The sequence below is a fragment of the Indioceanicola profundi genome (assembly GCF_003568845.1).
Taxonomy (GTDB): Bacteria; Pseudomonadota; Alphaproteobacteria; order Azospirillales; family Azospirillaceae; genus Indioceanicola; species Indioceanicola profundi.
In genome coordinates this window covers 1439946-1462644 of the sequence record NZ_CP030126.1, presented here as the reverse complement: position 1 = coordinate 1462644, position 22699 = coordinate 1439946, and the positions used below count along the sequence as shown (strand labels likewise).

Below are 22699 nucleotides of genomic sequence, written 5' to 3'. Positions count from 1 at the left end.
GGCGGCGCTGCACAATACCACGGCGCCCGGGGTAATCCCCCGGGCGTCAGCCCTTCCCGAGACGGAGTTCCCTCCGTGCCCAGCTCAAGAACACGATCCGCGCCGGAGGCGGCGTAAACCATGGCTTTGACCGCAATCGCGTTCTACGCGTTCGCCGCCATCCTGCTGGCATCCGCCGTGATGGTGATTTCCGCGAAGAACCCCGTCCATTCGGTGCTGTACCTGATTCTGGCCTTCTTCAATGCGGCCGGTCTCTTCGTGCTGATCGGCGCCGAGTTCGTGGCCTTCATCCTCGTCATCGTTTACGTCGGCGCCGTGGCGGTGCTGTTCCTCTTCGTGGTGATGATGCTGGACATCAACTTCCAGGAGCTGAGGCAAGGGTTTCTCCAGAACCTGCCGATCGGCATCCTGGTCGGCCTCGTCCTGGCGGCTGAACTGATCTTCGTGGCGGGCGCCTGGTACGTGGCGCCGGAAGCGATCGTGCAGGCCGCCGTGACCGATGGCGTGGTCATGACCAACACCGAAGCGATCGGGGCGGTGCTCTACACCCGCTATGTCTATGCCTTCCAGGCCTCGGGCCTGATCCTGCTGGTGGCGATGATCGGGGCCATCGTGCTGACGCTCCGGGCGCGCACCGGCGTCCGCCGCCAGACGATCACGCAGCAGGTGGCGCGCACCCGTGAAGAGGCGCTGGCCGTGCGCAAGGTTCCGACGCGGGGAGGGGTGTAAGATGGATATCGGGCTTTCCCATTATCTGGTCGTCTCGGCCCTGCTGTTCACGCTGGGCGTGTTCGGCATCTTCCTGAACCGCAGGAACGTCATCATCATCCTGATGTCGGTCGAGCTGATCCTGCTGGCCGTCAACATCAACCTGGTGGCCTTCTCCGCCTTCCTGGGCGACCTGACCGGACAGATTTTCGCGATGTTCATCCTGACCGTCGCGGCCGCTGAGGCCGCGATCGGGCTGGCGATCCTGGTGGTCTACTTCCGCAACCGCGGCTCCATCGCGGTCGAAGACATCAACATGATGAAGGGCTGAGGCGGGTCCGATGGAAACGATGGCAATCGCTGCGGTCTTCCTGCCGCTGCTCGGCGCCTTCATCGCCGGCTTTTTCGGCCGGCTGATCGGCGACCGAGGCTCCCAGATCGTCACCTGCACGCTGCTGGTCATCTCGGCTGTGTTCTCCGTGATCCTGTTCACCGAGATCGGCTTCGGAGAGGCCGGCGGCACCGTTCCGCTCTTCACCTGGATCGACAGCGGCACGTTCGACGTGTCCTGGGCGTTGCGCATGGACACGCTGACCGCCATCATGCTGGTGGTGGTGAACGGCGTCTCCTCCATGGTGCACATCTACTCGGTCGGGTACATGAGCCACGACCCGTCCAAGTCGCGCTTCATGGCCTACCTGTCGCTCTTCACCTTCATGATGCTCATGCTGGTGACGGCCGACAATCTGCTGCAGATGTTCTTCGGCTGGGAGGGCGTCGGTCTCGCCTCCTACCTGCTGATCAATTTCTGGTACGAGAAGAAGAGCGCCAACGACGCCTCCATGAAGGCCTTCCTGGTGAACCGCGTCGGCGATTTCGGCTTCGCCCTCGGCATCATGGCGATCTTCGTGATCTTCGGGACGATCCAGTTCGACGAGATCTTCGCCCGCGTGCCGGAACTGGCGGATCTGAGCTTCACCTTCCTTGGGTTCGAGGTGCATGCGCTCACCACGGCCTGCATCCTCCTGTTCATCGGCGCCATGGGCAAGTCGGCCCAGCTCGGCCTGCACACCTGGCTGCCGGACGCGATGGAAGGCCCGACCCCGGTGTCGGCGCTGATCCACGCGGCCACCATGGTGACGGCTGGTGTGTTCATGCTGTCGCGGATGAGCCCGGTGTTCGAGTATGCGCCGGACGCGCTGGCCTTCGTGACCGTGATGGGCGCGCTGACCGCCATCGCCGCGGCGACCATCGGCATGACCCAGTTCGACATCAAGCGGGTCATCGCCTATTCGACCATGAGCCAGCTCGGCTACATGTTCTTCGCCATCGGCGTCGGCGCCTATCCGGCGGCCGTGTTCCACCTGATGACGCACGCCTTCTTCAAGGCGCTGCTGTTCCTCGGCGCCGGCTCCGTGATCCACGCCATGTCCGATGAGCAGGACATGCGCAACATGGGCGGCATCTGGCGGCTGATCCCGGTCACCTACGGGCTGATGTGGATCGGCAATCTGGCTCTGGCGGGCATCATCCCGTTTGCCGGCTACTACTCCAAGGACATGATCCTGGAGGTCGCCTATGCGGACCATAGCTGGTACGGCACCTTCGCCTTCTGGATCGGCCTGCTGGCGGCGCTTCTGACGGCCTTCTACTCCTGGCGTCTCCTGCTGCTGACCTTCCACGGACAGCCTCGCGCCAATGAGCGGGTGATGGCCCATGTGCATGAGAGCCCGCTGGTGATGCTGGTCCCGCTGTTCGTGCTGGCCATCGGCGCGCTCTTCTCCGGCTACGTCGCCTACGACTGGTTCGTCGGGCACGACATGGCGGAGTTCTGGGGCGGCAGCATCTTCATGCTGGCCGGCGAGCACGGGACGATCATCGAAGAGGCGCACCATGTGCCTGGATGGGTCCCGGTGGCGCCGCTGCTGGCCGGCATCCTGGGCATCGCCCTGGCCTATGTCTTCTACATGTTCAAGCCGGATCTGCCGGGCCGGGTCACCGCCGCGATCGGCGGCTTCTACCGGCTGGTCTTCCGGAAGTACTATTTCGACGAGCTGTACAACGCCCTGTTCGTCCGCCCCGCCGGCAAGCTCGGCTACGGGCTGTGGAAGGGCGGCGACGAGGCGGTGATCGACGCCTTCGGACCTGACGGGGCCGCCCGATTGACCCGCGGCCTGTCCGTGGTCACGAGCCGCCTGCAGACGGGCTATGTGTACCACTATGCCTTCGTGATGGTGATCGGCGTGGTTCTGCTGGTCGGCTGGTTCTATTTCGCGCGCTGAGTGAGGGAGTAGTCTAAAGATGGCTGACTGGCCGATCCTGACACTGACGACGTTTCTTCCGATCGTCGGCGCGCTGTTCATCCTGGTGATCCGGGGCGAGCCCGACATGGTCGCGCGCAATGCGCGCGCCGTGGCGCTGTGGACGTCGCTGATCACCTTCGTGATCTCTCTGTTCATCCTCTTCAACTTCGACCCGGCCAACCCCGGCTTCCAGCTGGTGGAGGAGTATGCCTGGATTCCCAGCTACAACATCTCCTACCTGAAGGGGGTGGACGGGGTTTCTGTCTGGTTCGTCCTGGCCTCCACCTTCCTGACGCCGATCTGCGTCCTCTCCGCCTGGGAGTCGGTGCAGAAGCGGGTGAAGGAGTTCATGATCGCCTTGCTCGTGCTCGAGACCATGATGGTCGGCATGTTCACGGCGCTGGATTTCGTGCTGTTCTACCTGTTCTTCGAGGGCGTCCTGTTGCCGATGTTCCTGCTGATCGGTGTCTGGGGCGGCCCGAACCGGGTCTATGCGGCCTACAAGTTCTTCCTCTACACCTTCATCGGCTCCGTGCTGATGCTGCTGGCCATCCTGACCATGTACCTGGCCACCGGCAGCATGGACATGCGGGTGATGATCGAGCATGAGTTCGCCCGCGACATGCAGGTCTGGCTCTGGGTGGCGTTCTTCATCGCCTTCGCGGTGAAGACCCCGATCTGGCCGCTGCACACCTGGCTGCCCTTCGCCCACGTGGAGGCGCCGACCGCCGGTTCCGTCATGCTGGCCGGCGTCATGCTGAAGATGGGCGGTTACGGCCTGATCCGCGCCAATGTGCAGATGCTGCCGGAAGCCACCTTCATCTTTGCCGACTTCGTCTTCGTCCTGTCGGTGGTGGCGATCATCTACACCTCCCTGGTGGCGCTGGCGCAGAGCGATATGAAGAAGATGATCGCCTACAGCTCCGTGGCCCACATGGGCTATGTCAGCATGGGCATCTTCACCATGAACCAGCAGGGGCTGGACGGCGCGCTGTTCCAGATGCTCAGCCACACCTTCGTGTCGGCTGCGCTCTTCCTCTGCATCGGCGTGGCCTATGACCGGCTGCACACCCGTGAGATCGCGCGCTATGGCGGCATGGCGATCAACATGCCGCGTTATGCGGTGGTGTTCGCCGTGTTCATGTTCGCCTCCGTCGGCCTGCCGGGCACCAGCGGCTTCGTGGGCGAGTTCCTGACCATGATGGGCGCGTTCCAGGTCAACACCTGGGTGGCGTTCTTCGCGGCCACCGGTCTGGTCCTGGGGGCGGCCTACATGCTGCTGCTGTACCGCAAGCTGTTCTTCGGCAAGCTGGACAAGCCGGATGTGAAGGCGATGACGGACCTGAACTGGCGCGAGGTAACGATGTTCGCCCCGCTGGTCGCCATCGTCCTGATCATGGGCATCTATCCGGCCTCTTTCAAAAACGTCTATGACGCCACGGTGGCGGGGATCATCGCCGACCACCAGGAGTCCCTGCGCGCGGCCGGCCTGATCCAGGCTGATCCGCAAGTCGCGGTCGCGCCCGCGGACGCCGGCAACGCGAACGAGAATTGAGCCATGGAAACGGTCATGCTTCCAGTCCCCAACCTGACTCCGGCGCTGCCCGAGATCTTCCTGGCATGCGCCGCGATGGCGGCGCTGCTGGCGGGCGTCTTCCGCGGCGAAGGGGGCACGCGCGTCGTCTCCTGGCTCAGCATCGGCGCCCTTCTTGTCACCGGCGTGCTGCTGGTCACCGGTCCCACGGGCCGCGAGGTCACATTCAGCGGCCTGTTCGTCAATGACAGCTTCGCCGTGTTCTCCAAGGTCCTGATCCTGACCGCCACGGCGCTGTCGGTCATCCTGTCCATGCGGTACCTGGAGCAGGAGCAGATTTCCCGTTTCGAGTATCCGGTGCTGATGCTGCTCGCCACCGTCGGCATGATGGCGATGGTCTCGGCCAACGACCTGATCTCCCTCTATGTCGGGCTGGAGCTGCAGAGTCTGTCGCTCTACGTCATCGCCGCCTTCCGGCGCGATTTCGCGAAAAGCAGCGAGGCGGGGCTGAAGTACTTCGTGCTGGGGGCGCTCAGCTCGGGCCTCCTGCTCTACGGTTCCTCGCTGGTGTACGGCTTTGCCGGTTCCACCAATTTCGACACCTTGGCGACGGTATTCCGGGCGGGCGAGACGCCGAGCCTGGGCGTGATCATCGGCATCGTCTTCGTGGCGGCCGGCCTGGCTTTCAAGATCTCCGCCGTTCCGTTCCACATGTGGACGCCGGACGTGTACGAGGGTGCGCCGACCAGCGTGACCGCCTTCTTCGCGGTTGCGCCCAAGGTGGCGGCCATCACGCTGTTCATCCGCGTGCTGGTCGATCCGTTCGGCGATCTGCTGCCGCAGTGGCAGCAGGTGATCTGGTTCTGCTCCGTCGCCAGCATGATCCTGGGCGCGCTGGCCGCGATCCAGCAGACCAACATCAAGCGGCTGATGGCCTACAGCTCCATCGGCAATATCGGCTATGCGCTGGTGGGTCTGGCCGCCGGTACCGAGGACGGTGTCCGCGGCGTGCTGATCTACATGGCGATCTATCTCGCCATGAATGTCGGCGCCTTCGGCATCATCCTGTCCATGCGCCAGAACGGCCGCATGGTGGAGAGCATGGACGACCTCAAGGGGCTGTCCCGAAACCATCCCGCCATGGCGCTGGCGATGGCGGTGTTCATGTTCTCCATGGCAGGCGTTCCGCCGCTGGCCGGGTTCTTCGGCAAGTTCTACGTCTTCATGGCGGCCGTGAATGCCGGGCTCTTCGCCCTGGCCATCATCGGCGTCGTGACCAGCGTGGCGAGCTGCTACTACTACATCCGCATCGTGAAGCTGATGTACTTCGACGATGTGGTTGAGCCGCTGGAGAAGCCGGGTTCGGCCGTGGCCGTGGTGATCGGCGCTACTGCTCTGTTCATCTTCCCGCTGTTCTATGTCTTCGCCAATCCGATCCTGAACAGTGCGGCCGCGGCAGCGGCCAGCCTCTTCCGGATGTAGGCCCATGGGCGGGACAGGTGTGGCAGAGGCGGAGCCCGTCGGCAGGCGGGTCCCGGACCTGCCCGCCTTCTACCGCCTCGTAGCCCTGGAAAGCTGCGGAAGCACGAACGACGAAGCTCGCGCCCTGGCCCAGAACGGCGCGCCGGAGGGGACGTTGGTCTGGGCCCGTCGGCAGGATGCGGGCAGGGGCCGGCGCGGGCGCGCCTGGTCCTCGCCGGACGGCAATCTCTACATGACCCTGGTGCTCCGCCCGCCGGTCCCGCCGGCGCAGGCAGCCCAGGTTTCTTTCGTGACCGCCGTGGCGCTCGGCGAGGCCATCGCCGCCCTTATCCCCGGCGCCCCTCGGCTGAAATGGCCGAACGACGTGCTGATCGACGGAGCCAAGACCGCCGGCATCCTGCTCGAGTCCGAACCGGGCAGGACTGGCGCGGTGGACTGGCTGGTGCTGGGGATGGGCGTGAATGTGCGGCACTACCCGCCCGATACCGAGTACCGCGCGACCTCCATCTCCGCGTCGGGCTCCCCGCAGGTGACAGTGGAAGCCGTGCTCGAACGCTTCGCGCAGAGCTTCGAGGCCTGGTACCTGCGCTGGAGCACCCAGGGCTTCGCCCCGGTCCGGGCGGCGTGGCTGAATGCGGCGCATGGGCTGGGCGGACCGGTGACGGTGCGGCTCGCCGGGGAGAGTTTCTCGGCACGCTTTGTCGATCTGGACAGCGACGGCGCCCTGGTGGCCGATACGGGGAACGGCATCCGCCGGGTCACCGCCGGCGATGTGTTCTTCGGCTAGGAAGAGACGCCATGCTGCTCGCCATCGACGCCGGCAACACGAACGTGGTCTTCGCCGTCTATGACGGGGACGAGAAGCGCGGACAATGGCGCATCTCGACGGACGGTCGGCGAACCTCCGACGAATACGCGGTCTGGCTCGTCGCCCTGATGGAAATGAAGGGGCTGCGGCCGGCGGACATCCATGCCGCCATCCTGTCCAGCGTGGTGCCGTCGCAGACTCATACCCTGATCAAGCTGTGCGAGGAACATTTCGGCGCAACACCGATGCGGATAGGCGACCCGCAGGTGAAGCTCGGCCTCGAGGTCAAGCTGGAGAACCCGAAGGAAGCCGGGGCTGACCGCCTGGTCAACGCCGTGTCCGCTGTCGCGCTCTACCCGCCGCCGCTGGTGGTGATCGACATCGGCACCGGTACGACGTTCGACGTCGTGGATGCCGATGGCAACTTCGCCGGCGGAGTGATCGCGCCGGGGCCGGTACTGTCGCTGGACGCGCTGCATCGGGTTGCCGCCCAGTTGCCGAAGGTGGACATCGCCAAGCCGGGCGCAGCCATCGGGCGTAGCACCGTGGGGGCCATGCAGTCCGGCATGTTCTGGGGCTATACCGGAATGATCGAAGGCATCCTGAAGCGGATCAGGGCGGAACTGTCGCCCACCGGAACGCCGAAGGTGACGGTAATCGGGACGGGTGGGCTGGTGCGCCTGTTCGCAGAAGAGTCGGATCTGGTCGACCACATCGACGGGGACCTCACGCTGCGGGGCCTTCTGGTGATCCACAAACGCAACGCAGGCCGGACGGATTGATGAGCCACGATCTCATAATCGACGACGAGGAATTCGAACACGAATCCCTGTACTTCCTGCCGCTCGGCGGGGCCGGGGAGATCGGGATGAACCTGAACCTCTACGGCTATCGCGGCAAATGGCTGATGGTGGATCTGGGCATCACCTTCGGCGACGACAGCACCCCCGGAATCGATGTCATCCTGCCCGATCCCGAGTTCATCGCCGATCGGGCGGAGGATCTGGCCGGGCTTGTCCTGACCCATGCGCATGAGGACCATCTCGGCGCGGTGCCCTATCTCTGGCCCGAGCTCGGTTGCCCCGTCTACTGCACGCCCTTCACCGCCACCGTGCTGCGCACGAAGCTGCAGGAGCGTGGCATGGCGGGCGATGTGCAGATCATCGAGATCCCGATGTCCGGCAAGTTCCAGGTCGGCCCCTTCGACCTGGAGTTCATCACTGTCACCCATTCCATCCCGGAACCCAATGCCCTGGTGATCCGCACGCCGACCGGCACCGTTCTCCACACCGGCGACTGGAAGCTCGATCCCGATCCCGTGATCGGCGCTACGGCGGACGAGGCGGCGCTGAAGGCGCTCGGCGATGCCGGGGTCACGGCGATGATCTGCGACAGCACCAACGCCCTGGTGCCCGGTCACTCCGGGTCTGAGGCGGAGGTTCTGGAGGGCCTGACCGAACTGTTCGGGCAGTATGACTGCCGGATCGCCGTTGGATGCTTTGCCACCAATGTCGCCCGCCTGCACTCCATCGCCAAGGCCGCCGAAGCGAACGGGCGCAGCGTGGCCCTGGTCGGCCGCTCGCTCTGGCGCATCGATGCGGCAGCACGGGCCAACGGCTATCTCACCGATCTCCCGGCCTTCGTTACCGAGCATGACGCCGGCTATCTGCCCAAGGACAAGGTTGTCCTCATCTGCACGGGCAGCCAGGGGGAACCGCGGGCGGCGCTGTCCCGCATCGCCAATGGCGACCACCCCGAGGTGGTGCTGGAGCGGGGCGACGTGGTCGTCTTCTCCGCCCGCGAGATTCCGGGGAACGAGAAGTCCATCGCGCGTATCCAGAACGGCCTGTTGAAGCGCGGCGTGAAGATCATCACCGCCGACGATGCCTTCGTCCACGTCTCCGGCCACCCCTACCGGGATGAGTTGGTGAGCATGTACCAGTGGGTGCGGCCGTCTGTGGCGATCCCAGTGCATGGGGAGCAGCGGCATCTGGAAGCCCACGCGGAACTGGCCCGCGACTGCCAGGTGCCGGAGACGATCATTCCGGAGGATGGGGCCGTGATCCGCATCGCACCCGGGCAGGCGGAGATCGTGGGCTACGTGCCCACCGGCCGGCTCTGCATCGATGGCAAGCGCATCGTTCCCCTGGGCGGCACGGCCATGCGGTCGCGGCAGAGGATGATGAGCAACGGCGCCGCTGTCGTGACCCTGGTGGCCACGCGCGCGGGCGAGCTGGTCGCCGATCCCCAGGTGGCCGTGATGGGCCTGCTGGAAGGGGAGGAGGATCAGGCGGACCGGCTGGAGCTGATCCGCCTGATCCGCAACGCCGTGGAAGGGCTTCCGCGCCCCTCCCGCCATGATGATCAGGCCATCCGGGAGGCCGCCCGCCTGGCGGTTCGCAGGGCCTTCAATTCCTGGCAGGGGCGCAAGCCGCTGACCGAAGTGCATCTGATCCGGGTATAACCGGGCAGGCGGCGACAAGGACGGGCAGGGGAGAGAACGATGATCGGGCGGCTCAATCATGTGGCTATCGTGGTGCCGGACCTGGCCGCCGCCACGGCGACCTACCGCGATACGCTGGGGGCGAAGGTGAGCGAGGCTTTGGACCTTCCGGCCCATGGCGTGACCACCGTTTTCGTGGAACTCCCCAACACGAAGATCGAGCTGCTGCACCCGCTGGGAGAGGGCAGCCCGATCGCCAGGTTCCTGGCCTCCAACCCGTCCGGCGGCATGCACCATGTGTGCTATGAGGTGGAGGATATCCTGGCCGCCCGCGACCGGCTGAAGGCCGACGGGATGCGCGTGCTGGGCGATGGGGAGCCGAAGATCGGCGCCCATGACAGGCCGGTGCTGTTCCTGCACCCCAAGGACTTCATGGGCACGCTGGTCGAGTTGGAGCAGGTGTGAGGCGGTAGGAATGGGTTGGCCGACGCTGATTGCGATCTACTTCACGATCTGGTGGATCGTGCTGTTCGCCGTGCTCCCCTGGGGCGCCCGCCCGCCGGAGGAGGTGGAGCCGGGAATGGCGAGCAGCGCCCCGGCGCGGCCCATGCTGGTGAAGAAATTCATCTGGACGACGGTGCTGACCACGATCATCGTCGTGGGCGGCCGCTGGCTTTTCACCAGCGGCCTGATCGACTGGGCGGAGCTGATGCGCATCGAATAGCTGGCGCGCTGACGTGCTCCCGGCCCGTCCTAACAACCGGCGCCCTACCGTGACACTGAGCTATTGCGACGTTGCCCCCGGCCATGAATGGCACGGCTCCTATCACGATGCCGAATACGGCCTGCCCCTGACCGGGGAGGCGGAGCTGTTCGCGCGGCTGGTGCTGGAGATCAACCAGGCCGGCCTGTCCTGGCTGACCATCCTGAAGAAGCGCGACGGCTTCCGCCGGGCCTATGACGGGTTCGAGGTCGACCGGGTCGCTGCCTACGGGCCGGAGGATGTGGCACGGCTGATGGCCGACCCCGGCATCATCCGGAACCGGCTGAAGATCGAAGCGGCGATCCACAATGCAGGCGTGATTCGGCGGCTGCGGGAAAGCCATGGCGGCTTCCATCCCTGGCTGCTGGCCCACCATCCGCGCACGAAGGCGGAGTGGGTAAAGCTATTCAAGAAGACCTTCCGCTTCACCGGAGGGGAGATCGTGGGCGAATTCCTGATGAGCATCAGCTTCCTGCCGGGTGCCCACCAGCCGGGCTGCCCGGCTTATATCCGCCTGACTCGGGTCGGCGTCCCCTGGATGCAGGCCCGTGACACCGGTTTCTCCGATTTTGCTGCCTTCTGATTAGGCAGCCGGCAGCTCAGGACCTGAGCGAATGCACGCATCGTGTGCAAATGGCGAAAAAAACGTCCAAAAAAGAAAGGCAAGCCTGTTTTCGGCTTGCCTTGCGTGAAGAGTGGTATCAATCTGATTCATGTCGAGAGGTTGATCCCTCTTGACAGACGCCTGGTGGCGATTCCTCCCTAAACTCAGGCCGCGCCGTTTCATGGCGCGGTCTTTTTGTTTGTGTGACCGGACTATAGACAATCTGTCGCAGCCGGTCACGCTCTATTTTGCCTTTTTATCGGGCGATGTGAATTTTTTAGTGCAGCGGCTTAGCCAAAGCATAGGCAATCGGCTCCTACCGAGCCGCTGCACCTGAATCCGGTCAAAGGATCGCGAACTTCACGATGAACAGGCCCGCCAGCACCAGCACGGCCGGCCCGACCTCCCGGAACCTGCCGCTCAGCAGCTTGATCGCCGCATAGGCGATGAAGCCGAAGGCGATGCCGTTGGCGATGGAGTAGGTGAGCGGCATGGTCACCGCAGCGACCACCGCCGGCACATATTCCGTGATGTCGTCCCAATCCACCTCCGTCAGGCCGCGCGCCATCAGGCAGGCGACATAAAGCAGGGCGGGCGCCGTGGCATAGGCCGGGATGTCGCCGGCCAGAGGCGCCAGGAACAGGCAGGCCAGGAACAGCACCGCCACGGTCAGCGCCGTCAGCCCGGTGCGCCCGCCCACATTGGTGCCGGCCGCCGACTCGATGTAGCTGGTGACGGTGGAGGTGCCCAGCGCCGCCCCCACCATGGTCGCCGAGCTGTCGGCCAGCAGGGCGCGCTTCAGCCTTGGCAGCTTGCCCTCCGGCGTCAGCAGCCCGGCCCGGTGGGACACGCCGATCAGCGTGCCCGCCGTATCGAACAGATCGATGAACAGGAAGGTGAAGACGATGGTCACCAGCCCGGCCTGTAGCGCGCCGCCGATATCCATCGCCAGCAGCGTAGGTGCCGGGCTGGGCGGCAGGGAGAAGATGCGCCCGCCGAACGGGCTCACCCCCAGCATCATGCCGATCACGGCCGTCACCAGGATGGCGATGATCACGGCCCCCGTAACCCGCCACGCGACCAGCGCCACCAGCAGCACGAAGCCGAAGCCGGCCAGCATCGCCGCCGGGTTCGCCAGATCGCCCAGCGTCACCAGCGTGACCGGATGATCCACCACGATGCCCGCGTTCTGGAGGGCGATGATGCCCAGGAACAGCCCGATGCCGGCGCTGATCGCCATTTTCAGGCTGTGGGGGATGGCGTTGATCACCCACTCCCGAACGGGCAGCACGGTCAGGGCCAGGAAGACCACGCCGGACAGGAACACCGCCCCCAGCGCCACCTGCCACGAATAGCCCATCTGCCCGACAACCGTGAAGGCGAAGTAGGCGTTCAGCCCCATGCCGGGGGCAAGGGCGATGGGGTAGTTGGCGACCAGCGCCATGATCCCCGTGCCCACCGCCGCCGCCACGCAGGTGGCCACGAACACCGCCCCCGCATCCATCCCCGTCGTCGCCAGGATCTGCGGATTGACGAAGATGATATAGGCCATCGTCAGGAAGGTGGTCAGGCCGGCCAGGACCTCCGTGCGCACGTTGGTGCCGTGTTCACGGAGTTTGAAGTATGATTCGAGCACGGGGACACTCCGTAAGGGCGGAGCCAAGGGGGAAGGCCATGCGAGTATTTCGCGGATGCGGCAGGATTGCCAGCGGCTTGGCCGCCGCTCTTCTCATGCTGGGCGGAGCGCCCGCCGCGGGGCAGAAGGTCATCTGGTCCCCTCCGCCAGCGGAGAGCAGCTCCGCGGCCCCGGCGCACAAACCCGCCATCATCATGGACCGCGCGGTCTGCCGCTATCTGCCGCGGCATGTCCCGGCGGCGGATGTGGAGTACCGGCCGGGCGTGGACATCCAGGGCCGCCCCATCGCCCCGGCCGACCTGCCCGGCGGCACGCCCCTCCTGCCGGAGGTGATCGAAGTCGCCGTTACCGTGCCCATGGCCGGACATTTCGGCATTCCCGCCGACGCACTCCACTTTCCCGAGGCCTATCTCGGCTCCGTCCTCGTGCAGGGCGATCAGGTTCTGTTCAACGGCCAGCCGATCGGGGAAGCCGCGGCGCATGAGCTTGTGGCAGTATGTGCCCGACACGGTGATCGTTGAGAGGATTGGTACGATGGAGCGGGCGGCGGCGAAGGCGGTTCTGAAGCGGCGGATCGATCAGGCGCTTGGGCGCGGCAAGGCCGATCTGGTCGTGAAGAACGCCCGCATGCTGAACGTCGCCACCGGGGAGCTGGTGGAGACCGACATCGCCATCTGCGGCGACACCATCGTCGGCACCTATGACCGCTATGACGGGGTGGTGGAGATCGATGCCAGGGGCCGCTTCGCCGTGCCCGGCTTCATCGACACCCATGTGCATTGTGAAAGCACCTGCGTGGTACCGGGGGAGTTCGACCGCTGCGTCCTGCCCCGCGGCACCACCACGGCCATCTGCGACCCGCATGAGATCTGCAACGTGCTGGGCGATGAGGGGCTGCGCTACTTCCTGGACAGCTCCCTCCATATGGCGATGGACCTGCGGGTCCAGCTCTCAAGCTGCGTGCCGGCTACACATCTGGAAACGGCGGGGGCGCGGCTTCTGGCGGACGATCTGGTCCGGCATCGGGACCATCCCAAGGTGATCGGCCTTGCCGAATTCATGAACTTCCCCGGCGTGCTGCTCCAGGATGATGAGACGCTGGAGAAGCTGGCGGCCTTCCACGGCGCGCATATCGACGGGCACTGCCCGCTGGTCACCGGCAAGGACCTGAACGCCTATCTCTCCTGCGGCATCCGCAACTGCCATGAAAGCACCAGCGTGGCGGAAGCGCGGGAGAAGCTGTCCAAGGGCATGCAGGTCCTGATTCGCGACGGCAGCGTGTCCAAGGATGTGGATGAGCTGGCGCCCTTGGTGGACATGACCACCAGCCCCTTCCTGGCCTTCTGCACCGACGACCGCAACCCGCTGGACATCGCGGAGGAAGGGCATCTGGACCATCTGATCCGCCGCGCCATCACGGGCGGGGCCGATCAGGTCGCCGTCTACCGCGCCGCCACCTGGTCCGCCGCCCGCGGCTTCGGCCTGACCGACCGCGGCCTGATCGCGCCGGGCTACCGGGCGGACATCGTGCTGCTGGACGATCTCGTGGAATGCGCCGTGTCCCAGGTGATCGCCGCCGGCCGGGTGGTCACCCCCGACATCTTCGCCGGCCGCACCCAGCCGCCGCCGGTCGGCCTGGACAGCATCAAGCGGGCCAAGGTCTCGGCCTCCGACTTCGCCGCACCGGGGCAGGGGCCGACCACGCCGGTGATCGGCGTACTCCCCGGCAAGATCCTGACGGAGGCGCAGACCGGCGCCGTCCCCTACCGCAACGGCCTCCGCCACGCAGATCCGGAGAACGACATCCTGAAGATCTGCGTGGTGGAGCGGCACGGCAAGACCCGCAACATCGGCAAGGGCTTCGTCCGCGGCTTCGGCTTCAAGTCCGGCGCGCTCGCCAGCTCCGTGGGCCATGACAGCCACAATATCTGCGTGGTGGGGGCGGCGGATGAGGACATGGCCGTGGCCGTGAACCGCCTGATCGAACTCGGCGGCGGCTTTGTGGCCGTGGTCGGCGGCAATGTCGTCGGTGAAATCGCCCTGCCGGTGGCCGGCCTGATGAGCCTCGACCCGTTCGAGGCCGTGGAACACAAGCTGGAAGCCTTACGCCGATCCGTCCGCCAGATGGGCTGCCCCCTGGCCGAACCCTTCCTTCAACTCGCCTTCCTCCCCCTGCCGGTGATCCCGCATCTGAAGATCACCGACATGGGGCTGGTGGATGTGGACAGGTTCGAGTTGGTGGCCGCCTGATGTGCCTCGCGAACCCGTAGGTCGGATTAGCGGCAACGCCGCGTAATCCGACGCGGTGGTGAGGACCGGCGGCGGTGTGTCGGTGTTCGACAAACCCGCGCCCCGCAACCTCCCCCTCGCCCTTCGACAAGCTCAAGGTGAGATAGAGGTTGCTGATCATCTTGGCCTTTCCGGGATTTCGAAACGGGTTTGATTTGTGAGCAGGGAGGGTAGCCCCCAATTCCTCACCCTGAGCTTGTCGTTGCCGCAGGCAGACGCCTAAGGCGGCTAGGGCGAGGAATTGGAGGCGGGAGCTTGCCTTCCGAGCTTTCCAACCCGGCACCACCGGGGAAGACCGGCCACAGTGTGTCGGATTACGCTTCGCTAATCCGACCTACGGTTCCCCCGACGAAAACCACCGGGCTGACAACGTTCCTCAATTGTTCCATTCTGTCCGAACCGGCCAAGCGCCGGCGGCTTGCACATGGTGAACTCCGAGACAGGCTAACGCGACTCCTGGCGATCATGGTGCGTTATGCGGTGCCTTTGGTGCGTTAAGGGATGCGTTAGGTGCGTCAAGGCCCGCTGTTCCCGGCATGGCCGCCCCGGCTGCCACGCCCGTTGCCTCCCGCCGTGCGAATCCCTAAAGTCCCGCGCGACTTTCCACCCCGCACGACGAGTGCCCGCCCATGCGCATGTCCGCCTTCTTCCTGCCCACGCTGAAAGAGAACCCCGCCGAGGCGCAGGTGGTCAGCCATCGGCTGATGCTGCGCGCGGGCATGATCCGGCAGACCTCCGCCGGCATCTATGCGTGGCTGCCGCTGGGCTGGAAGGTGTTGCAGAAGGTCAGCCAGATCGTGCGGGAGGAGCAGGACCGGGCAGGGGCCCAGGAAATGCTGATGCCCACCATCCAGTCCGCCGACCTGTGGAAGCAGTCCGGCCGGTACGAGGCCTATGGCAAGGAGATGCTGCGCATCACCGACCGGCATGAGCGGGAGATGCTGTACGGCCCCACGAACGAGGAGATGATCACCGACATCTTCAAGACGTTCGTGAAGAGCTACAAGGACCTGCCGAAGAATCTCTACCATATCCAGTGGAAGTTCCGGGATGAGATCCGGCCGCGCTTCGGCCTGATGCGGGGCCGCGAGTTCCTGATGAAGGACAACTACTCCTTCGACCTGGATCGGGCCGGGGCGGAGCTGTCCTACCGCCGGATGTTCCTGGCCTATCTGCGCACCTTCGCCCGCATGGGCATCAAAGCGATCCCGATGCGCGCCGACACCGGCCCCATCGGCGGCGACCTCTCCCACGAATTCATCATCCTGGCGGAGACGGGCGAGAGCCAGGTCTTCTGCGACAGGCAGTGGCTGGAGATGGACGTGCTGGCCGACGATCCCGGCTATGGCAGCGACCTGAAGGACTTCTTCGAGAAGTACACCAACATCTATGCCGCGACGGAGGAGATGCACGATCCCGCCACGGCCCCGGCGGAGCTGGAGACGGCGCGCGGGATCGAGGTCGGGCACATCTTCTATTTCGGCACCAAATACTCCGCCCCCATGGGCGCCGTGGTCGCCGGCCCCGACGGGCAGCCGGTGACGGTGGAGATGGGCAGCTACGGCATCGGCGTCAGCCGCGTGGTCGCCGCCATCATCGAGGCCAGCCATGACGAGAATGGCATCGTCTGGCCGGACCCGATCGCGCCCTTCAAGGTGGCCCTGATCAATCTCAAGGCCGACGACGCCGAATGCGCCCGCGTCTGCGATGAGCTCTATGGCAGGCTCCAGGCCCAGGGCGTCGACGTGCTCTATGACGACCGCAACGAACGGCCGGGCGCCAAGTTCGCCGACATGGACCTGATCGGCATTCCCTGGCAGCTCACCATCGGCCCGCGCGGGCTGAAGAACGGCGTCGTCGAGGTGAAGCGCCGCGCCACCGGGGAGAAGCTGGAGCTGCCGGTGGAAGAGGCGCTGGCGAAGGTCACGGGCTGAGGCGGCGATGTCGGAACAGAAGGGGCTGATACCGGCGCGCTATGCGCCGGTCCTGTTCGGGTTCCTGCTGTCGGGGCTTATGTCCCTGATCGTGTCGGGCATCGCGACACTCCGCGCCACCGGGCTGCCGCCGAACTTCCCGGCGATCTGGTTCCAGGCGTGGCTTCCATCCTGGGGCGTCGCCTTTCCCACCGTGCTGGTCGTGGCCCCGCTGGTCCGTCGCGTCGTCGCCCGCCTGACCCTCCCGCCGCCCGCCGCCTGAGCCAGGGGATTTTCCGAATGCCGAAGCGGTGGACCGCCGGCCTGTCCGGCTATCCGCGCGGGGTCTGGGTGCTGCTGGGCGGCGTGCTGCTGCTCCGCATCGGCTACATGGTCGCCCCGTTCCTCACCCTGTTCCTGACGGAGGCGCGGGGACTGACGCCCGACCGGGCCGGGCTGATCGTGTCCGGCTACGGGGCCGGGGCGGTGCTGGGCAGCGTTGTGGGCGGGTTGGTGGCCGACCGGCTGGGCCGGCGGCCGGCCATGCTGATCTCCCTGCTCGGCGCCGGCTGCCTGTTCCCGCTGGGACCGTTCGTGGAGGCGCCCTGGCTCCTGGCCGTCGGGCTGTTCTTCACCGGCCTGTTCGCCGACATCTACAAGCCGGCCGCCATGGCGGCGATGGCCGACATGGTGCCGGAGGACAGGCGGGTGAAGGTGTTCGCCCTGAACTACTGGGTCGCCAACATCGGCTCCGCCATCGTGCCGGTGCTGGGCGGGGCGCTGGCCATGCTGGGCTACGGCGCGCTGTTCTTCGCCAATGGTGCCGTCATCCTGGCCTATGCCGTGATCCTGGTGCTGCTGTTCCGCGAGCCGGAGCGGCATGTCGCCGGCGGCGGGCCGGGGCTGACCCGGCCCAACGCCTGGCGGGTGCTGCGCGACCCGGTGGTGTGGACGGTGTCCGGCGGCTCGATCCTGACCGCCATCCTGTTCTTCCAGTCCTACTCCATGCTGCCGCTGGCCATGCGGGCGGACGGGCTGTCCAACACCGATTACGGCATCGCCATCGCCCTGAACGGTCTGACCGTCGTGGCCCTGTCCCTGCCCATCGCGCAGTGGGTCGCGAAGGTCGAGCCGCGGCTGGCCCTGGCAACAGGCGCGCTGCTGTTCGGCGGCGGCATGGCCCTGACCGGGGCCGTGGAAACCCTGCCGCTCTACTGCGCCACCGTGGTGCTCTGGACCTTCGGGGAGATGATCATATCGCCAGTCGCGCCGGCCCTCCTGGCCAGGGCGGCCCCGCCGGGACGGCGCGCCCTGTACCAGGGCACGCTGAGCGCCAGTTGGGGCTGGTCGTCCCTGCTGGGCCCTGCCGCCGGCGGCGCACTCTATGCCGCCGATCCCAACCTGCTGTGGCTGGCCTGTGGTGGTCTGGGCATCCTCGCGGCGGTGATCTTCGCCTGCGCGCCGACGCGACGGGCGGCGGCTATCGCCGTGGCGGAGTAGAAGGCGGGGTGGACAGGCCCCGTCGGCAGTGCCAGATTCACGGAAGGTTTCCGCTCCGAGAGTCGCCCATGCCCGTTCTCGACTTCTCTCACCTGACGCCGCAGCAACGCCTCCAACTCATCGGTGAGCTTTGGGAAAGCCTTGAGAAGGACCGCCTGTCTCTGACCGATGCGCAAGCCGCAGAGCTTGAGCATCGCATGGAGCTGGCCGAATCCGGGCAGACGGACTGGTTCACATGGGACGAGTTGGAAGCCGATCTGGAACGTCGGACCCGCTGATCATGCGCGTGGTCTTCTCCGCCGAAGCAAAGGCGGACATCGCATCAGCCAAGGCGTGGTACGACGACCAAGGCGAGGGGCTGGGAAGTGAGCTGCTGGAGGATTTGAGATCGCTCGCCCAGCGCCTGTCGATGCATCCGTTGGCATTTCCGATGGCTGAGAAGGGCGCCCGGCGCGCCTCACTCCGGCGCTTTCCCTATGTTCTCTACTTCTACGTCTCCGAACGGAGCGTGCGCGTGGTCGCCTGCTTCCACACCAGCCGTGATCCCGCCCACCGGCAGCAACGGTTCTGACCGCTGGAGATTGTTGCAGACGAATGCAGCCCTGAGCGCCATATTCGCGCCCTGTTGAGGCGGCATCTCCCGGGATGCGGCTGGTTCCGTTGTGAAAGCGTCCATGGTCTTTTCCGCATTCGAACGCCTGGTGGCGCTCCGCTACCTCCGCTCCCGCCGGCAGGAAGGGACGGTGTCGGTCATCGCCGGATTCTCCTTCCTGGGGATCGCGCTTGGCGTCGCGACGCTGATCATCGTCATGTCGGTCATGAACGGCTTCCGGGCGGAGCTGATCGGGCGCATCCAGGGCATCAATGCCCATGCCGTCCTCACCGCCCAGCAGGGCAACCTCCGGGATTACGGGCCGGTACTGGAGCGGGTGCGGACCGCACCCGGCGTGGTCCAGGCCATGCCGGTGATCGAGGCGCAGGCGCTGATAACCGTCGGCGGCCGGGCGACCGGGGCGCAGGTGCGAGGATTGGCCTCCGAGGATTTCGCCAAGCGGCCCATCGTGGGACGGTCGGTGATGATGGGCCTTCCCGACCTGGGGGAGGATGGGGTGGCGCTCGGCATCGGGCTGGCCCGTCAATTGGGCGTCGGAGTCGGGTCGGAGATCACGCTGATCAGCCCGCGCGGCACGCCGACGCCCTTCGGCGTGATCCCGCGCAAGCGCACCTTCACCGTCTATGCCGTGCTGAACCTGGAAATGGCGGAGTTCGATCAGAGCCTGCTCTACATGCCGCTGGAAACCGCACAGACTTTCTTCCGCATGCCCGAAGCGGTGACCGGGATCGACGTGTTCGTCACCGATCCGCAGGATCCGGAGGCCATGCGCGCGGCGCTGGAGCCCGCGGCCGGGCCGGAGCTGCGGGTGCGGGACTGGCGCGACCTGAATGCCAGCCTGGTCACCGCCCTGGCGGTTGAGCGGGTGGCGATGTTCATCGTGCTGACCCTGATCATCCTGGTCGCCAGCTTCAACATCATCAGCAGCATGGTCATGCTGGTCCGCGACAAGGGGCCGGACATCGCCATCCTGCGCACCATGGGTGCTGGCCAGGGCAGCATCATGCGGGTGTTCCTGCTGGCCGGGGCCTCCATCGGCGTGGTGGGCACGCTGGCCGGGTTCGGGCTGGGCATCGCGGTGACCGAGAATCTCAGGCCCATCGGTGCGGCGATCACGGCGCTCTCCGGCGGCGGAGCGCAGGCGGAGGTCGGCTTCATCAGCGACCTGCCGGCGGTGATCGACTGGGGCGAGGTGGCGCTGGTGGTGGCTATGGGGCTTGTGCTCTCCGTCGGGGCGACGGTGTACCCGGCCATGCGCGCAGCCCGGCTCGACCCGGTGGAGGCGCTGCGCTATGGCTGATGCCATGAACAAGGTCGGCATCTTCTCCGCGGCGGAGCGGATGATCGCCTTCCGCTATCTGCGCGCCCGCCGGCAGGAAGGCTTCATCTCCGTCATCGCCGGATTCTCCTTCCTGGGCATCGTGCTGGGGGTGGCGACGCTGATCGTCACGCTGGCCGTGTTCAACGGGTTCAGCAAGGACCTGCTGGCCCGCATCCTGAGCTTCCAGGGACATGTTCTGGTGCATGGGATGGGCGAGCCGATTGCCGATTACCGTGGCTATGCGGACCGGCTGACAGGCCTGCCGGGCGTCACGGCGGTCACCGCCTCCCTGGACCGTCCGGCCCTGCTGTCCTACCGGGACCTGTCCGCCGGCGTCGCGGTCAAGGGCATCCGGGCCGAGGATATCGAGCGGCGGGCGGTCTTCGCCGACGCGATCGAGGAGGGGAGCTTCCCTGAGGCCGATGGCATCGTGATCGGCCGTCGGCTGGCGGATCAGGGCGGCATCAAGCTGGGCGACCGCGTCACCATCCTGAGCCCGCAGTCCGGCGGAGAAGGAGCGGTTCCACGCTCCCGGGCCTACCCCGTGACTGGCATATTCCAACTGGGCGTGACCCAGATCGATGGCGGCGTCGTGCTGATGCGGATGCAGGATGCGCAGGCCTTGTTCGAGACCGGTGACCGGGCAAGCACGCTGGAGGTTTATCTGGCCGACCCATCCAATCCCGGTCCGGCCCGCGATGCCGTGGATGCGGCGCTGCCGCCGGACGTGGCGGTGCTGGACTGGCGGCAGATCAACGGCTCCTTCTTCGGCTTCATTGAGACTCAGCGCAACGTCGTGTCCTTGATCCTGGGGCTGATCGTGCTGGTCGCGGCGCTGAACATCATCTCCGGAATGATCATGATGGTGCAGGACAAGGGGCGGGAGATCGCGATCCTGCGCACCATGGGGGCGACCCGCGGCATGATCATGCGGATATTCTTCATGTCCGGCGCCTCCATCGGCGTGCTGGGCACGGTGGCGGGCGTAGTGCTGGGCGTGGTGGTGGCCGGGAATGTGGAGGGGCTGCGCCAAGCGGTCCAGGCACTGACCGGCACCGACCTGTTCAATGCCGACATCTATTTCCTGTCCGAACTGCCATCCGACGTCGACCCCTGGCAGGTGGCGCAGGTGGCGCTGATGGCCGTGGGGCTGTGTTTCCTGGCCACGCTGTATCCGTCATGGCGCGCGGCGCGGCTGGAACCTGTGGAGGTGCTCCGTCATGAATGATCCCGTGCTGATCCTCGACGATCTACGGCGCAGCTTCACCCAGGCCGGGCAGCGGCTGGACGTGCTGCAGGGAGCTGCCTGCACGATCCAGCCCGGTGAGCTGGTGGCGCTTGTCGGGCCGAGCGGTGCCGGCAAGTCCACGCTGCTGCACATCGCCGGCCTGCTGGAAAAGGCGGACGGCGGCGACGTGGTCGTGGACGGGCGCTCCACGAAGGGGCTTTCGGATGCGGACCGGACGGCGCTGCGGCGGAACCGGATCGGCTTCGTCTACCAATTCCACCATCTGCTGCCCGAGTTCAGCGCGGAGGAGAACATCATCCTCCCGCAGATGATCGCCGGTGTCGGGCGGGGAGCCGCGCGGGAGCGAGCGCTGGATCTGCTGGGCATGGTGGGGCTGAGCGCACGGGCCAGCCACCGCCCGGCGAAGCTGTCGGGCGGCGAGCAACAGCGCGTCGCCATCGCCCGCGCCCTGGCGAACCGGCCGCAGGTTCTGATCGCGGATGAGCCCACGGGCAATCTGGACCACGCCACGTCGGAGATCGTGTTCGCCATGCTGGCCGATCTGGTGAAGACCCAGCGGGTGGGCGCCCTGGTCGCGACCCACAATCTGGAGCTGGCGCAGCGCATGGACCGGGTGCTGGAGATGCGCGACGGGCTGCTGGTGGAGCAGTGAGCACGATCCGCATCCCTTTGCCGCCCCGCTACCGCCCCGACTGGGCACTGTCCTACCAGGGCCGCGACCGGCAGAGCCCGGCGGAACGGGTCGAGGGGAATACCCTGTCGAAGGTGCTGGAGGTTCAGGGGGCGGCACTGGGGCTGCACATCGCGCTGGAGGATGGGGCCGCGGCAGTCGACTGTGACGTGCCGGGATTTCCCGATATCGCGGAGCGAACGACGCGGCGGATGCTGGGCCTGCTGCATGACCCGGGGCCGCTGGAGGCGCGGGCCGCTTCGGAACCGGATGTGGCGCGGCTGCTGGCCGGGCGGGAAGGTCTGCGCTTCCCGCTGTCCGCCACGGTGTTCGAGGGGCTGTGCTGGGCCATCGTTGGGCAGCAGGTCAACCTGACCTTCGCCGCCACGCTGCGGCGGACACTGATCGAGCTGGTCGGGCTGCCGCATCGCAATGGGGGGATCGCCCATCCGACGCCGGAGCGGGTGGCAGGGCTGAGCCCCGATCTGCTGACTGTGCGCAAGTTCTCCCGCTCCAAGGCCGACTATCTGATCGGCGTCGCCCGCCACATCGCCGAGGGGCGGCTGGACATCGAAAGGCTGCCCGAGCTGTCGGCGGAAGAGGCGGAAGGCAGGTTGACCGGCATCCGCGGGATCGGACCCTGGACCCGCCAATATGTGCTGATGCGGAGCTGCGGCTTCCCGGACTGCGTGCCCGCGGGCGATGCCGGGCTTGCTGCGGCCCTGCAGCGGTTTCATCGTTGGGAGCGGCGGCCGACCCCGGCGGAGCAGGTCGCGCTGATGCAGCCCTTCGCCCCCTATCGCAGCCATGCGACGGCCTGTCTCTGGGCCAGCCTGTCGGATTAGGGGCCGGTCTGCGGCTTT

General features: G+C 66.3%; 23 protein-coding genes. 22 read left to right on the top strand and 1 reads right to left on the bottom strand.

Annotated features, from left to right (window positions below; translation table 11 throughout):
- Positions 1-120 precede the first annotated feature (120 nt).
- The 11 genes from DOL89_RS06955 to DOL89_RS06905 are packed head-to-tail and all read left to right on the top strand — an operon-like array spanning position 121 to position 10624.
- Positions 121-729 carry an NADH-quinone oxidoreductase subunit J gene (locus DOL89_RS06955; protein WP_119678479.1) on the top strand — a complete coding sequence of 203 codons (609 nt, stop codon included), beginning with the start codon at positions 121-123 and terminating at the stop codon, positions 727-729.
- Between the two features lies 1 nt (position 730).
- Positions 731-1039 (top strand): NADH-quinone oxidoreductase subunit NuoK, encoded by a 309-nt coding sequence (gene nuoK / locus DOL89_RS06950; RefSeq protein WP_119678478.1) that lies wholly within the window; start codon positions 731-733, stop codon positions 1037-1039.
- Between the two features lie 19 nt (positions 1040-1058).
- Complete coding sequence (nuoL, locus tag DOL89_RS06945) at positions 1059-2990, top strand: NADH-quinone oxidoreductase subunit L (protein WP_119680302.1); 1932 nt, start codon at positions 1059-1061, stop codon at positions 2988-2990.
- A 19-nt stretch (positions 2991-3009) separates the two neighbouring features.
- Positions 3010-4566: an NADH-quinone oxidoreductase subunit M gene (locus tag DOL89_RS06940; protein WP_119678477.1), complete on the top strand. Its 1557-nt coding sequence runs from the start codon at positions 3010-3012 to the stop codon at positions 4564-4566.
- A gap of 15 nt (positions 4567-4581) precedes the next feature.
- Positions 4582-6027: an NADH-quinone oxidoreductase subunit NuoN gene (nuoN, locus tag DOL89_RS06935; protein ID WP_119680301.1), complete on the top strand. Its 1446-nt coding sequence runs from the start codon at positions 4582-4584 to the stop codon at positions 6025-6027.
- Between the two features lie 4 nt (positions 6028-6031).
- Positions 6032-6814 carry a biotin--[acetyl-CoA-carboxylase] ligase gene (locus DOL89_RS06930; RefSeq protein ID WP_119678476.1) on the top strand — a complete coding sequence of 261 codons (783 nt, stop codon included), beginning with the start codon at positions 6032-6034 and terminating at the stop codon, positions 6812-6814.
- Between the two features lie 11 nt (positions 6815-6825).
- Positions 6826-7617 (top strand): type III pantothenate kinase, encoded by a 792-nt coding sequence (locus DOL89_RS06925; protein ID WP_119678475.1) that lies wholly within the window; start codon positions 6826-6828, stop codon positions 7615-7617.
- A complete protein-coding gene (locus DOL89_RS06920; protein ID WP_119678474.1) occupies positions 7617-9299 on the top strand; it encodes a ribonuclease J in 1683 nt (560 codons plus the stop codon). The genes DOL89_RS06925 and DOL89_RS06920 overlap by 1 nt, the downstream gene beginning before the upstream one ends.
- Before the next feature lie 39 nt (positions 9300-9338).
- On the top strand, positions 9339-9743 hold the full coding sequence (gene mce / locus DOL89_RS06915) for a methylmalonyl-CoA epimerase (protein ID WP_119678473.1): 405 nt from the start codon (positions 9339-9341) through the stop codon (positions 9741-9743).
- Between the two features lie 10 nt (positions 9744-9753).
- A complete protein-coding gene (locus DOL89_RS06910) occupies positions 9754-10002 on the top strand; it encodes a DUF1467 family protein (RefSeq protein WP_119678472.1) in 249 nt (82 codons plus the stop codon).
- Between the two features lie 49 nt (positions 10003-10051).
- Positions 10052-10624 (top strand): DNA-3-methyladenine glycosylase I, encoded by a 573-nt coding sequence (locus tag DOL89_RS06905; protein ID WP_119678471.1) that lies wholly within the window; start codon positions 10052-10054, stop codon positions 10622-10624.
- 364 nt (positions 10625-10988) lie between these two features.
- Here the strand turns inward: DOL89_RS06905 and DOL89_RS06900 are convergent, their stop codons facing one another.
- Positions 10989-12281 (bottom strand): NCS2 family permease, encoded by a 1293-nt coding sequence (locus DOL89_RS06900; RefSeq protein WP_119678470.1) that lies wholly within the window; start codon positions 12279-12281, stop codon positions 10989-10991.
- 38 nt (positions 12282-12319) lie between these two features.
- On the opposite strand from DOL89_RS06900, the gene DOL89_RS06895 reads away from it, so the two are divergent.
- The 11 genes from DOL89_RS06895 (at position 12320) to DOL89_RS06845 (ending at position 22681) form a co-directional block, all read left to right on the top strand.
- Positions 12320-12802, top strand: coding sequence for a hypothetical protein (locus DOL89_RS06895; protein WP_162937369.1), 483 nt, complete (start codon positions 12320-12322; stop codon positions 12800-12802).
- Entirely contained in the window at positions 12762-14531 is a 1770-nt protein-coding gene (gene ade, locus DOL89_RS06890; protein WP_449768887.1) for an adenine deaminase, read from the top strand. The genes DOL89_RS06895 and ade overlap by 41 nt, the downstream gene beginning before the upstream one ends.
- Before the next feature lie 668 nt (positions 14532-15199).
- Positions 15200-16504, top strand: coding sequence for a proline--tRNA ligase (gene proS, locus DOL89_RS06885; RefSeq protein ID WP_119678467.1), 1305 nt, complete (start codon positions 15200-15202; stop codon positions 16502-16504).
- A 7-nt stretch (positions 16505-16511) separates the two neighbouring features.
- Positions 16512-16766, top strand: coding sequence for a DUF2798 domain-containing protein (locus tag DOL89_RS06880; protein ID WP_205574653.1), 255 nt, complete (start codon positions 16512-16514; stop codon positions 16764-16766).
- A gap of 17 nt (positions 16767-16783) precedes the next feature.
- Complete coding sequence (locus DOL89_RS06875; protein WP_119678466.1) at positions 16784-17983, top strand: MFS transporter; 1200 nt, start codon at positions 16784-16786, stop codon at positions 17981-17983.
- Positions 17984-18051: 68 nt separating this feature from the next.
- Positions 18052-18261, top strand: a complete 210-nt coding sequence (locus tag DOL89_RS06870) for an addiction module protein (protein ID WP_119678465.1) — start codon at positions 18052-18054, stop codon at positions 18259-18261.
- A gap of 2 nt (positions 18262-18263) precedes the next feature.
- Entirely contained in the window at positions 18264-18554 is a 291-nt protein-coding gene (locus DOL89_RS06865) for a type II toxin-antitoxin system RelE/ParE family toxin (RefSeq protein ID WP_162937368.1), read from the top strand.
- Between the two features lie 103 nt (positions 18555-18657).
- Entirely contained in the window at positions 18658-19896 is a 1239-nt protein-coding gene (locus tag DOL89_RS06860) for a lipoprotein-releasing ABC transporter permease subunit (protein ID WP_119678463.1), read from the top strand.
- Complete coding sequence (locus tag DOL89_RS06855) at positions 19889-21145, top strand: lipoprotein-releasing ABC transporter permease subunit (RefSeq protein WP_225889935.1); 1257 nt, start codon at positions 19889-19891, stop codon at positions 21143-21145. Before DOL89_RS06860 ends, DOL89_RS06855 begins: the two co-directional genes overlap by 8 nt.
- Positions 21138-21818, top strand: coding sequence for an ABC transporter ATP-binding protein (locus DOL89_RS06850; protein WP_119678462.1), 681 nt, complete (start codon positions 21138-21140; stop codon positions 21816-21818). Before DOL89_RS06855 ends, DOL89_RS06850 begins: the two co-directional genes overlap by 8 nt.
- Entirely contained in the window at positions 21815-22681 is an 867-nt protein-coding gene (locus tag DOL89_RS06845) for a DNA-3-methyladenine glycosylase family protein (protein WP_119678461.1), read from the top strand. Before DOL89_RS06850 ends, DOL89_RS06845 begins: the two co-directional genes overlap by 4 nt.
- Positions 22682-22699: the final 18 nt, after the last annotated feature.